Below are 12,755 nucleotides of genomic sequence, written 5' to 3' on the forward strand. Positions count from 1 at the left end.
ATTAATATATTTACAACCTAAACTTAACTATGGCAGGAAATTCTTTTGGCGATCTGTTTCGGATTACCACCTACGGTGAATCTCACGGAAAAGCAATTGGCGTCATTATCGATGGTTGCCCATCTCAAATTGACATCGATGAAGCATTCATTCAGTCGGAATTGGACAAACGGAAACCTGGACAATCCAAAATTACTACACAACGTAAAGAAAGCGACATAGCGCACATTCTTTCGGGTGTATTTGAGGGACAGTCTACAGGAACACCGATCGCTATACAAATTCCAAACGAAGATCAACGCTCAAAGGACTATTCGCACATCAAAGATAAGTTCCGCCCGTCCCACGCCGATTACACCTACCAAGTCAAATACGGAATTCGTGATTATCGCGGTGGAGGAAGATCCTCTGCACGGGAAACTGCCGCGCGCGTTGCGGCTGGAGCCATTGCAAAATTGTTTTTGCAAAAACATGGCATCAGCATCTTTGCACATGTATCCGGCGTTGGAAAATTAGAGGCTCCTAATCTCGATTTGTCAGACATGAACGATTTGGTTCGCGTACGCGAAAGCAATATCGTGCGTTGTGCTGACCCTGCTACGGCAGAAGAAATGATCGAGTTTATCGATCAGGTTCGTAAGAATGGCGACACCGTTGGTGGGCGTATTTCAACTGTGATCACAGGAGTTCCGGTTGGTTTAGGAGAGCCTGTGTTTGATAAGTTGCATGCCGACTTAGGCAAAGCCATGATGAGCATTAATGCAGTGCATGGCTTCGAATACGGATCCGGTTTCGCCGGATCGGAAATGCTAGGTTCAGAACATAATGACATTTTCGTTGCCGAAGAAGGAAAACCTACCCAAACGATCACCAATTTTTCCGGTGGGATTCAAGGCGGTATTTCGAATGGCATGGATATCACATTTCGTACCGCGTTTAAGCCCGTAGCTACAATCATGCGTGATCAGGCAACGATCGATGAAAGTGGTAGCGAAACAACTATTTCCGGCAAAGGAAGACATGATCCTTGTGTTGTGCCTCGCGCCGTCATCATTGTTGAAGCAATGGCTGCCTTGGTTATTGCCGATCATTTACTTAAATACCAATCGAATGCGCGATAATCGCTACGTTTTGGCTTGTGATATTGGTGGAACACATATTACAGCCGCTATTGTCGATACAGACAACTGGATTATTTTGGAAGATACCATTACGCGAAAACATGTTAATTCGGCTGCTGATGCTAAATCGATTTTTCAGGATTGGACATCGTGTATGCGCGATTGTTTAAGCACAATAAATGAGCCCGTACACAGTATTGGAATCGCTATGCCTGGTCCATTCGATTATGAAGAAGGGCGTGCATTAATGATCGGTCAAACCAAATACGATAGCCTGTATAATATGCTCGTCACGGAGCCGATTAAAGAAGCTTTGGGTGTTCCAGTCGAAAAAATCACGTACATCAACGATGCCGCTGCATTTCTACAAGGTGAAATCTTCGCGCAGGGTTTAGAACACAAAGATCGCATTTTGGGCATCACATTGGGCACCGGATTGGGAAGTGCTGTTTGGTTGAACGGTCAAAAAGCCTTCGATGCTGCGTTATGGGAAGCTCCCTACAAAGACACAATCTTTGAGGAATTCTTAGTCACTAGATGGTTTACAAAACGGTTTCATGAGCTTAGCGGCTTTTTAGAACGTGGTCTGAAGGAAATTTTGCAAAAACATAGCGAACATCCTGCAACCACTACCCTATTGAATGAGTACGCGGATCATTTATTGCAATTTCTAGAATATTTCAGCGAAAAGCACGAAGCCATCAATTTCATTATCGGTGGAAACATTACTAAGGCTTGGGACAAAATTTCTTCTAAACGCAAAACCGCACTAGCCGTATACAATATTGAGTTAGGGAAATATCAAGAACACGCCGCAATTATTGGAGCAGCATCATTATTCAATGCTCCCCTTCCCAAATCAGGCATAAAAACAGGCGAATAGAAAAGATCAAGTTTTCCTATAGTGAACTTAGACATAAAAAAGCAAGCGAATTCATTTCGCTTGCTTTTTTTATGTCATTTCTAGCGATTACCTCACGCAATTGCTTAAATAGGTTTTATTTCTGGCCGACTAATAAATCGACGGATATTTTTGTGGATTTGATTCGTTCATCATCGCATACACAGTTTCCACGACATCGTCCAACGAAGGCTTTGTAAAATAATCACCATCCGATCCATAAGGTGGACGATGTGCTTTTGCTGTTAAAGTTTTTGGTTGGCTGTCAAGCGAATAATACCCGCCCTGCGCTTCCAATATTTGGCTTGACAGATAAGCGGACGCGCCTCCCGGAAAATCTTCATCCACCACCAATAACTTATTGGTTTTCTTCAGCGATTTTGCACAGATTTTATTGCGATCGAATGGCATCAAATATTGCGCATCAACGATTTCTAGGGAAATGCCCAACTTCTCCAGTTCCATTGCTGCTTCTTGTACAATTCGCAAAGTCGATCCGTAGGATACAACAGTTATGTCCGATCCTTCGCGCACGATTTCGGCCACGCCAAGTGGCACCGTAAACTCGCTCACGTTTTCAGGCATTTTTTCCTTCAACCGATAACCATTCAAACATTCGACTACCAAAGCAGGTTCATCGGACTTCAATAGCATGTTGTACATGCCCGCCGCTTGTGTCATATTACGCGGAACGCAGACATGAATACCTCTCAATGCGCCCAACAACACGGACATTGGAGATCCAGAATGCCAAACGCCTTCCAAACGATGACCGCGCGTACGAATAATCAGTGGCGCTTTTTGTCTACCTTTTGTTCGATAACTTAAGCTCGCTAAATCGTCGCTCAACACGGGAAGCGCGTAGATTAAATAATCCAAATATTGTATTTCAGCAATCGGACGCAAACCACGCATCGCCAAGCCCATTCCTTTACCAATGATGGTTGATTCGCGAATTCCGGTATCAAAAATACGTTCCACACCAAACTGCTCCTGCAGGCCGGCAAATCCTTGATTGACATCGCCAATTTGTCCGACATCCTCACCAAAAGCTACCAAACGGGAATCTTTAGCGAAATTCTCCCGAAAACAAGCATTTAGAATTTCCCTTCCGTCGACCACACCCGAATCAGCAGCATATTCCGGCTGAACCGTATCCACCAACAATGGACTTTGCGTGGTATTCGAAAATAGGAAATCGTTATATCGATCTTGATTGATCGTTTGTTGCGCATTGTACCAATTTAAAAGAGCAGATTTACCGGCGACATTTTCACCGCGCAATTCGCGCAAAGCACGCCTGACATTCGCATAGATTTCATGCAACGAATATTCTGAGAGCGACTGCAAGGTTTTCAGAGGCATTTCAATTCTTTCATCATTGATAGCTCCTAATAACGAAACTGCTTGCTCGAAATCCTTTTGCAATACCTGCTGATAATCCGACCATGCGCGGCGCTGTTCGGCACGTACATGCTGCTTCGCCTCGTTTTCTAAAGCCGACAACGTTTCCTCGCTAGCAATACCAGAAGACAGCATCCATTCGCGCATTTGCTTATTGCAGTCGAACTCGTCTTCCCAAGTTAATCGCTCCGAATTCTTGTAGCGCTCATGCGATCCCGACGTTGAATGTCCTTGCGGTTGCGTCAGTTCATAAACATGAATGATGCATGGTTTATGTTGCTCGCGAGCTAAGTCGGCCGCTTTTTTATACACTTCACATAGTCCGGCGTAATCCCATCCGCGCACGCGAAATATCTCCAACCCTACTCCATGCTCATCGGTTTGAAAACCTTGTAGCACTTGCGAAATATTCGATTTCGTTGTTTGCACTTCATTGGGAACAGATATACCATATCCATCGTCCCAAATGGATACAACAACGGGAATTTGCTTTACCCCAATAGCATTAATACTTTCCCAAAACACACCTTCCGAAGTAGAAGCATTGCCGATGTTGCAAAACACCACTTCATTACCATTTTTAGAAAAATACTGCAAATAGCTTAAAGATTCGTTATCGCGGTAATGTTTTGACGCCAGTCCCAAACCAACCGCGCGAGCCATTTGACCGCCAGTCGTAGAAATATCCGAAGCGGAATTTTTCTGTTGCGTTTGATTCAGCCACTCACCTTTCTCGTTTAGCAACTGCGTGGAGAAATGGCAATTCATTTGTCGACCACCGGAAGCCGGCTCAATGTCCAAATCCGGCGTCGCGTACAATTGAGAAAAAAATTGATAAACATTTGTAAAACCAAGCGCTAACGCCATCGTTTGATCGCGGTAATAACCGGATCTCCAATCACCATCGGCGAACACTTTGGAAAGCGCAATTTGAGCAAGCTCTTTGCCATCACCAAAAATCCCAAACTTTGCCTTCCCGGTAAGCACTTCTTTTCGACCTAAAAGACTGACCTGCCGACTTTCCACTGCCAATCGGTAGTCCGCAATTATAAGATCACGAAACTCATCAAAACTGAGTTTCGAAGATTCCAAATCTACTGGGTGGGAAGCGTTTGTATAAGACATTATTAAATATGGTTTCAAACAAAAATACTAAAATTTTATATCGCAACCGATAAGTAGACCTAATTAAAACCGTCGAATTGTGGATAAGGAAATAAAATACCACAAAGAATTATTACTTTTAGCGTCTTTTACACACTATGAGTACGATTCATTATTTCGACGCGAACAACAGTTCGATGGGTTCTTTGGGTAACTTAGAAAAAACCATCAATTTACAGCACTTATTGGAAACTAGCTTACCGGAGCGTACGCCGCAATGGATAGCCGATTTTCTGGAGAATATCGACGAATGCAACTTGCAATTGGCCGAACCGGAAGTTGCTGCAGCAAATGATGGATATGCCTATATGAACGTGAAAACGGTGGATCCAGAAACAAATTTCAAAGCTTTCGTGATTCGCCAAAGTTTGAAAACGATTCTAGCTAATGGATTTGGATTGGTGGTGAACGCCCATAAAGAACAACCAGACTGGGTATTTTCTCACGGCGATTTGTTAAATCTATATCTGAACGACGAGTTTTATACCGACGAAAGCATTTTCTCAGAACACGGTAAGGATTTCGTTTTGCCAAAGGATGAGAAAGTGCTTATTGGACAACCTTCAGAACAAATTCTTCCCAAGGAAACGCGTCAACATATTCGTGAGTTCTTGAGCTATTCAGGTATTCGCGATGCGAAAGTGATGTTAATGGTCCGCAATCCAGAAAACGAAGATTTAGTTTCACAAGATTTAGTGTTTAATATCACACCGAAAATGTTTGCTACCCAAGAAGCCTATATTCAGGTAATGAATACGTTAGCTTGGTTTCTTCCACGTCACTATTCTATTGTAGGGATTGACGAAAGTAGCGTAGATTCTGGTTTCGATTCTATTTAATTAATTCATATAATAATAGTGCACTATGTTTAAATTCAACGTTCGCGTTTACGGTATTTTATTGAACCATAAAAACGAAGTTTTGATCAGTGATGAAGAATTGGGAGATTGTGCATTTACAAAATTCCCAGGTGGTGGTTTAGAATATGGTGAAGGTTTGATCGATGCTTTGAAGCGCGAATATAAAGAAGAATGTGACCTAGACATTGAGGTAATCGATCATTTATACACAACGGATTTCTACGAAAAATCGTCCTTTAACGATAGCCAAATTATTTCCGTTTATTACACCATAAAACCGAAGGGCGATTTGCTCCTGGATGGCAATCATCCGATGTTTACTTCTATTCCTATGCCCGCAGCAGACAACCCGGAAAAAGACATCATATTCAAACTTATTCCATTTGATAAAGTTGAGAAAAAAATGTTCACTTTTCGTACCGATCAAGTGGCTTGGGAAGAATTTAAAGGGTTAAAAAGGCTATAATTAATCTGATTTATTTCGCGGAAATCAGGCTCGTTATAAATTTATATAGCTGATATACAGTTTATTAAATACAAAATGACGTATCGCAACGTTTTTTTTCGCAATGTATTGTATAATCGTGGAATACTTTTTATCTTTAACCATCGTTGGATGCGTAAGTGCAAGCGATAAACCAAGTGGTTTACCTAAGCCCCGTCCAGCCTTTAGATTCGAAAAACACCTAGTTCCATAGGGTTTTTATTAATAGTTAGTGTGATTATAAGGCGATACTCCCCGTATCGCCTTTTTTTGTGTAAAAAAGAAACTACTCATCTTCTAATACGCTATTTTTAATAGCATAAGCGGCAATCTTCGCCAAATCGCTTGGAAATGATTCTGTACTTTGTAACGTTTCGGAAACGTAAGCGAGCAGTGTTCCAATCGCCATGAGGTCTCCTTTAATTTTTATGTAGCTATACAGCAATTTACGCAACAAAGCTTGGTCATCTGGCTTTAATGCAACGGTTACTTGGTTATTAGATAGATAGTGTTCGATAATTTTCTTAGATTCCTCCTGCATGCCCAAAAATAAATACAAAAATCACAAATTCGTATCAAAAAGAAATTAAATTTTCCCTTACGGTGATGTTTTTTTTGTAAAACAAAAAGAGCGCTTTCGCGCTCTTTCGTTCATATAAATTAGAATTGATTAAAACCTTTTAAACCGCCTGTGCCGGAGCTTTTGAATAGCTATCATTGTGCACATTTGCCACTGCCCGACCGGAAGGATCATTTACGTTTTGGAATGATGCATCCCACGCCAAAGCTTCCGGTGTACTACAAGCCACCGATTTTACCGAAGGCACGGTTGATGCTGCTGCATCGGACGGAAAATGCGACTCGAAAATAGAACGATAATAGAATTCTTCTTTATTCTTAGGCGTATTCACTGGGAAGCGAGATGCTGCGGAAGCAAATGCTTCGTCGCTCACACGCTCTTCCGCTTGTGCTTTCAATGTATCAATCCAGCTGTATCCTACTCCATCCGAGAACTGTTCTTTTTGACGCCAAGCGATGCTTTCTGGCAAGTAATCTTCGAATGCTTTACGTACGACCCATTTCTCCATACGACCATCTTTGATCATTTTATCCTCCGGATTAATAGTCATCGCTACATCGATAAACTCCTTATCTAAGAATGGAACACGACCTTCCACACCCCAGGCAGCTAAAGATTTATTTGCACGTAAACAATCGTATAAATAAAGTTTTTTCAACTTGCGAACGGTTTCTTCATGGAATTCCTGCGCGTTTGGCGCTTTATGGAAATATAGATATCCTCCGAATAGTTCGTCCGAGCCTTCACCTGAAAGTACCATTTTAATTCCCATGGATTTGATCACGCGTGCCAACAAGTACATTGGAGTTGATGCGCGTACCGTCGTTACATCATACGTTTCCAAGTGATAAATCACATCGCGCACAGCGTCCAACCCTTCTTGAATAGTAAAGTTGATTTCGTGGTGAATGGTTCCGATGTGATCAGCTGCTTTCTTTGCAGCAATCAAATCCGGCGCACCTTTTAATCCAACCGCAAAAGAATGTAGTCTTGGGTACCACGCTTCCTCCGCATCGCCGGATTCTACACGTTTCGAAGCATATTTTTTTGTGATGGCCGCGATCACGGAAGAATCCAAGCCGCCCGACAAAAGCACGCCATAAGGAACGTCGGACATTAATTGTCTATGCACGGCATCTTCTAAAGCTTGTTTTAGTTTGTCGATATCGGTATCATTTTCTGCAACCGTTCCATAAGATTCCCAATCATTGCTATACCAACGTTTTGGTTCTGCTCCTTCAGCACTATAGATGTAATGTCCCGGAGGAAATTGCTCGATGCGCGTACAGAACCCTTCCAAAGCTTTCAATTCAGACGCAACAAATAGTTGTTGATCTTCATCATAACCGTAATATAGAGGAATAATTCCCATGTGATCACGAGCAATAAGATAGCTATCGTTGCGTGCATCATACAAAGCAAAACCAAAAATACCATTCAAATCGTTCAAAAATGAAGCACCATGTTGCAGATATAATGCTAGAATGACCTCCGAATCGGATTGCGTTGCAAATGGATAATTAGGCAGAGTTTCCCGCAATTCGCGGTGATTATATATTTCGCCATTAACGGCTAAAACAACTTGTCCATCTTCACTGTATAGAGGCTGGCTACCTGATTGTGGATCGACAATCGCCAAACGCTCATGCGCTAAAAGTGCATTAGGAGCGCTGAAGATACCAGACCAATCCGGTCCTCTGTGTCTAATTCTTTTAGACATTTCTAACACCTGAGGTCTTAATACATCCTCTGGCTTTTTGATATCAAATGCTCCAATAATACCACACATAATGTTAAAATTTAATCGAAAACTAGGTTCGTTTGTATTTACATAACAAAGAAACAGATTTAAAAATTAAATTCATAACGTTTTGGCATTTTTATTAATTTTTTAACAAAATAAACACAAAATAATTAATCACATTACACAAAAACTAGCATAACATTATTAGTAACATCAAATTACGCCATGTAGAGATCCGCCTTTTGCACCCAATTGATCTACGCGTTTTTCTACGTTTGGATCTTTGATAAGCGCCGGCGCGTGGTGAGGTTTTGTACGTGCATCAATAATCAACGGTCCGCGACACCCCCAATGTTTGAAACTGGTGAAAGAATCCACGCCGTAAATATCATGAGAAGGGTTGCTACGCGTAAATGCAACCCACACTAGATTTGCGATTGTTTCTGCTGTGAAACCGGCATCATCGGCAATCACAATTAAACGAACGCCATCAAGATTTCTTTGGTCTAACTGAGCTGCCCAACTGTCCACACGTTGCGGCTCTATTTCGTAGTTTTCGAACACGCTGCCGTCTACAACCACAACTCCCGGCATAGCCAGTTTCGCATTAGAAAACGGTCGCGGTGCGTCAAAGTGTGCAGGCAATTCTCTACACAGGTGATATTTTGGTGCGCCAACTGCAGCAAACACCACTTTTGAACCGGTGTTCAGTCCATCTCCCGAATAATCCAGCGTATCGATCGTTGTATTGGTTTGAAAATGTACATCCCTTGTCCAATCGATGCGAGCCAGAATATGTGATAAGAAATCTACCACGTTGTGAATATCCAAATCCGGATTATCCTCGTGCGAAGAGATAAATAAATATTTTGCCAAACTAAGTTGGTTTTTGCCCAAAATTTGATTGGCGATAGTCAACAATTCCTGCGGGCGTTCCACCTTTTGGTATGGCGTATATCTTTCGCTACCTATTGCAAATAACAACGGATGCACACCCGCGGTGTCTACAGCGTGTACCGCGTGAAGCCCGTTAATTTCCATAGGAATTGCCGACCCGGTAATTTCGTGGATTAGCGCACCAAAACTTGTATCTTCTTGCGGCGGCCTTCCCACCACCGTAAACGACCAAATTGGATTTTTACGGTGATAGACGCGATGCACTTTCATCAATGGAAATGGGTGCGTCAACGAATAGTAGCCGATGTGGTCGCCAAAAGGACCCTCCGGTTTGTTATCATTTGGATAGACTGTTCCAGTAATGACAAAATCTGCGTCAGACGATATGCAAAAACCTTCATCGTCATAAAAATAACGGAATCTTCGATTTCCTAATGCACCAGCGAAGATCATTTCCGACAAACCTTCCGGCAAAGGCATGACAGCGGAAAGCGGATGCGACGGGGGTCCGCCCACGAAAATAGATACCTTTAATGGTCGCCCGAGTGCATTAGCTTTCGCTTGGTGCACGCCGATTCCGCGATGCAATTGATAATGCAAGCCAATTTCTTCATCAGGAATGTAATCGTTTCCAGAAAGCTGAATGCGGTACATCCCCAAGTTTGCATTCATAATCCCCGGCTTTGCGGCATCCTCGGTATACACTTGTGGCATTGTGACAAAAGCTCCGCCGTCCATCGGCCAATTGACAATTTGTGGTAGCTTGGAAATCGATGTTTTACCATATAATATAGGTGCATTTGCTTTCCGTTTCCAAGGCAGAGCGCCCAAGGCAGTCATCGCAGAACTCGCGTAATAAAATGGTTTTTTCAGCACAGATGTCGGATCCATTTTCACATCGACCAACTTTTTCACATGATCCAACGAATCACGAAACATAAATTTCGATCGATCCAGCGTGCCAAAAAGGTTAGATACCGCAGGAAATTCAGAACCTTTGATGTTTTCGAAATATAAAGCTGGGCCAGCTGCATCGTAAACGCGCATGTGGATTGCAGCCATCTCCAAATACGGATCAACTTCTTCCTTTATACGGATTAAATGACCATGTTGTTCCAAATCGCTAACGCATGCTGCTAAGCTATTATATCCCATAAGTAATCGTGGTTTCTTTCCTACAAAAATAGCAGGATAATTCGCCGTTACACAGCGATTGATTCAAAATATTATCGTGAAGAGATCTTTATTGGTCTTCCAGTATCGCTTCCTCAATCGGCGTAAAAGAGAAGGAAACGCGTTTTGCCCAAGTAGAATTATCCAGCGGATATTCGTATTTAAACATGCGCTTAATTTCTAAGTGATCTTCCTTTTGAAGTTCGCGGCGTTGTTTGAAAAACAATTTATAAATAAAATGTGGCACAGCAACGCCAACATTTTCTACCTCATTGAGATTCTTATACATCCTAAACAAATCGCGAACGCTCATCTGTTGAATACCGCCAAGTTCAATCACCTGATCTTTAAAATCTTCTTTCCAATTTACCGTACGTAACCAACGCAATACATCGAGCGACGAAATTGGTCGAAATTGGACATTTGCTAATGCATTATCGTACCAAATATATTTCTCGGACATCAGCTGTCGGAAATACCGATCCGCTAAACTGTTCTTACCCAATGTAATATTGGTAAGCACCAATGTGTAGATAACACCCAGATCAGAAAACAATTTCCGTACATAACTTAGGTATTCCCGATCCACGAGCGTGGCCAGATACACAATGCGATTGCAGGCATTTGCTTGTAAAAGTGCGATAAAATTCCTTAATCGAGTTAATTCAACTTGTAAACTTACTTGATCGTCTAAATTTGTTGGGGGAGCGAAACAAATGCCCATATCTAAATTATCTAATCGACAAGTAGCATACGCTTTCCCTTTCCGGAGCAAATCAATATTCAATAGTTCCGCAGTTATCGGCTCGAAGCCGGTTGTTTTAAAAAGCTCCGCGTCCCTTATCAGTCCAAAAACTTCGCAATTTTCAGACGCTAAATTGCTGGCAGCTCTCCTACCCAAATAACTATTAAGCCCGCTGATAAGCATCCCCATTTTTTATGCTGCTATTATGAATTAATCTCCTTTTTTATACAACTTCAGATTTAGAACACGACGCTTTCACGTTTTGTTTTGTCATAGTCTTCTTCACGGATTTATACGCATTGTTTATTGTCTTCAACATGTCAAATAAAGCAACTGGCCGCAAAATTACCACATGATGCCCTATATTTGCAAAGGTTCGATTCAAGTATTTTTATGGAGAAGAAGAAGGTTATTCTTGTTTGGTTCAGGAATGATTTAAGGTTGCACGACAATGAAATTTTGCTCGAAGCAGTGCAAAAAGCCGATGTCGTCATTCCGGTTTATTGCTTCGACCCACGCTACTTTACGCTCAATAAATTCGGAAATAAAAATACCGGAATCCTTCGCGCGCAATTTTTATTGGAAACAGTAGCCGCATTCAAGGCGGATTTGCAAGGTATTCAAGGCGATCTGTTGACTTATTTAGGTTATCCCGAGGAAATCATTCCCCGATTAGCAACGAAGTACGAAATCGATGAGGTTTATCATCACCGCGAGGTAGCGCAGCGCGAAACTCAAATTTCTGAAAAAGTTGAATCCGCGCTTTGGCAAACTAGTCGAGTTAACCTTAAACATTTCATCGGACATACGATGTACCACAAGGAAGACTTACCTTTTCCTATCCGAGATATTCCCAACTCTTTTGCCACATTTAAGAAAAAAATCGAACGTGAAAGTCAAGTTCGCGCAGTATCGCCCACGGTCGAGAAGATGGTAGTGCCTGCGCATCTTGAATCAACTGATTTACCAACATTGGTTGAATTGGGTTTTAGCGAATCGGAAATAGCCGAAGTTTCTGAAAAGAGCCTTATCGGAGGCGAGCAACATGGTTTAGAAAATTTGGAAACCGTTTTGGCGGATGATTATAAAAGCTTCCACGACTTCACATTGCTTTCTCCTTACATGGCAACGGGAGCGCTTTCTCCTATTTTGATTTACCACAAATTGCATGCAGCGATGACGCCGAAAAACAAAAAACGTCTGGAGCGCAGAACAGCACGTTTATTTTGGCGGGATTACTATCGTTTTATGTTGAAGAAATATCCAAATGTCTATTTCAAAGCATTTGGACACTTAGCTGTAGTTCCTGAATGGCTTGAAATAAAACCCAACAATTCAACCAATAACATCGATTGGAAATCTGGAAATACAGGAGAAGAATTTATCGACCAAGCGGTGCATATCTTAAAGAAAACGGGAAATCTTCCTTCGGAAGCTCGAACCGTTTTAGCGCTTTACATTATACAGGAAACTTCTGCTGACTGGCTTGAGACGGCATCATTCTTTGAAGAACATTTGTTGGATTACAACCCAGCTACCACATACGGAAACTTATCGCACATCGCTGGCGTCGGCACTAGCCCAAAAGATAATTTGAGTACCATCCATTGGCGCGATTTGATGAATAAAAATTATCCGAAAGGATTAGAATACGAATTCGCGACTCATTCTTAATTGCTTCG

At 42.0% G+C, this 12,755-nt stretch carries 10 protein-coding genes; 5 read left to right on the plus strand and 5 right to left on the minus strand.

The genetic code is table 11. From position 1 onward, the window contains the following. The first annotated feature begins 29 nt into the window (after nt 1-29). Together aroC and ACFSQ3_RS12735 are read left to right on the plus strand one after the other, a co-directional pair. Nucleotides 30-1,121: a chorismate synthase gene (aroC, locus tag ACFSQ3_RS12730; protein ID WP_380869930.1), complete on the plus strand. Its 1,092-nt coding sequence runs from the start codon at nt 30-32 to the stop codon at nt 1,119-1,121. Beyond that, entirely contained in the window at nt 1,111-2,004 is an 894-nt protein-coding gene (locus tag ACFSQ3_RS12735; RefSeq protein ID WP_380869931.1) for an ROK family protein, read from the plus strand. The genes aroC and ACFSQ3_RS12735 overlap by 11 nt, the downstream gene beginning before the upstream one ends. A gap of 129 nt (nt 2,005-2,133) precedes the next feature. On the opposite strand, the gene ACFSQ3_RS12740 is transcribed toward ACFSQ3_RS12735, so the two are convergent. Beyond that, the gene (locus ACFSQ3_RS12740; RefSeq protein WP_380869932.1) at nt 2,134-4,551 is read right to left on the minus strand and encodes an alpha-ketoacid dehydrogenase subunit alpha/beta; all 2,418 of its coding nucleotides are present in this window, start codon (nt 4,549-4,551) and stop codon (nt 2,134-2,136) included. Nucleotides 4,552-4,688: 137 nt separating this feature from the next. Here ACFSQ3_RS12740 and ACFSQ3_RS12745 point away from each other — a divergent pair, with 137 nt between their 5' ends. Then, on the plus strand, nt 4,689-5,429 hold the full coding sequence (locus ACFSQ3_RS12745) for a hypothetical protein (protein ID WP_380869933.1): 741 nt from the start codon (nt 4,689-4,691) through the stop codon (nt 5,427-5,429). A 25-nt stretch (nt 5,430-5,454) separates the two neighbouring features. Then, nucleotides 5,455-5,916 carry an NUDIX domain-containing protein gene (locus tag ACFSQ3_RS12750; protein WP_380869934.1) on the plus strand — a complete coding sequence of 154 codons (462 nt, stop codon included), beginning with the start codon at nt 5,455-5,457 and terminating at the stop codon, nt 5,914-5,916. A 304-nt stretch (nt 5,917-6,220) separates the two neighbouring features. Here the strand turns inward: ACFSQ3_RS12750 and ACFSQ3_RS12755 are convergent, their stop codons facing one another. From ACFSQ3_RS12755 to ACFSQ3_RS12770, 4 genes are all read right to left on the minus strand, one after another. Further along, nucleotides 6,221-6,475 (minus strand): hypothetical protein, encoded by a 255-nt coding sequence (locus ACFSQ3_RS12755; protein WP_380869935.1) that lies wholly within the window; start codon nt 6,473-6,475, stop codon nt 6,221-6,223. 139 nt (nt 6,476-6,614) lie between these two features. Further along, a complete protein-coding gene (gene asnB, locus ACFSQ3_RS12760; RefSeq protein WP_380869936.1) occupies nt 6,615-8,303 on the minus strand; it encodes an asparagine synthase B in 1,689 nt (562 codons plus the stop codon). Nucleotides 8,304-8,471: 168 nt separating this feature from the next. Beyond that, on the minus strand, nt 8,472-10,310 hold the full coding sequence (locus ACFSQ3_RS12765) for a UbiD family decarboxylase (protein WP_380869937.1): 1,839 nt from the start codon (nt 10,308-10,310) through the stop codon (nt 8,472-8,474). A gap of 88 nt (nt 10,311-10,398) precedes the next feature. Then, entirely contained in the window at nt 10,399-11,262 is an 864-nt protein-coding gene (locus tag ACFSQ3_RS12770; RefSeq protein WP_380869938.1) for a hypothetical protein, read from the minus strand. Between the two features lie 204 nt (nt 11,263-11,466). Here ACFSQ3_RS12770 and ACFSQ3_RS12775 point away from each other — a divergent pair, with 204 nt between their 5' ends. Next, on the plus strand, nt 11,467-12,747 hold the full coding sequence (locus tag ACFSQ3_RS12775) for a deoxyribodipyrimidine photo-lyase (RefSeq protein ID WP_380869939.1): 1,281 nt from the start codon (nt 11,467-11,469) through the stop codon (nt 12,745-12,747). The last annotated feature ends 8 nt before the right edge of the window (nt 12,748-12,755 follow it).

The sequence above is a fragment of the Sphingobacterium corticis genome (assembly GCF_042684745.1).
Classification (GTDB): domain Bacteria; phylum Bacteroidota; class Bacteroidia; order Sphingobacteriales; family Sphingobacteriaceae; genus Sphingobacterium; species Sphingobacterium corticis.

Coding starts and splice junctions, on each gene's coding strand:
- aroC (WP_380869930.1), top strand. CDS start 30: ATGGCAGGAAATTCTTTTGGCGATCTGTTTCGGATTACCACCTACGGT.
- ACFSQ3_RS12735 (WP_380869931.1), top strand. CDS start 1,111: ATGCGCGATAATCGCTACGTTTTGGCTTGTGATATTGGTGGAACACAT.
- ACFSQ3_RS12740 (WP_380869932.1), bottom strand. CDS start 4,551: ATGTCTTATACAAACGCTTCCCACCCAGTAGATTTGGAATCTTCGAAA.
- ACFSQ3_RS12745 (WP_380869933.1), top strand. CDS start 4,689: ATGAGTACGATTCATTATTTCGACGCGAACAACAGTTCGATGGGTTCT.
- ACFSQ3_RS12750 (WP_380869934.1), top strand. CDS start 5,455: ATGTTTAAATTCAACGTTCGCGTTTACGGTATTTTATTGAACCATAAA.
- ACFSQ3_RS12755 (WP_380869935.1), bottom strand. CDS start 6,475: ATGCAGGAGGAATCTAAGAAAATTATCGAACACTATCTATCTAATAAC.
- asnB (WP_380869936.1), bottom strand. CDS start 8,303: ATGTGTGGTATTATTGGAGCATTTGATATCAAAAAGCCAGAGGATGTA.
- ACFSQ3_RS12765 (WP_380869937.1), bottom strand. CDS start 10,310: ATGGGATATAATAGCTTAGCAGCATGCGTTAGCGATTTGGAACAACAT.
- ACFSQ3_RS12770 (WP_380869938.1), bottom strand. CDS start 11,262: ATGGGGATGCTTATCAGCGGGCTTAATAGTTATTTGGGTAGGAGAGCT.
- ACFSQ3_RS12775 (WP_380869939.1), top strand. CDS start 11,467: ATGGAGAAGAAGAAGGTTATTCTTGTTTGGTTCAGGAATGATTTAAGG.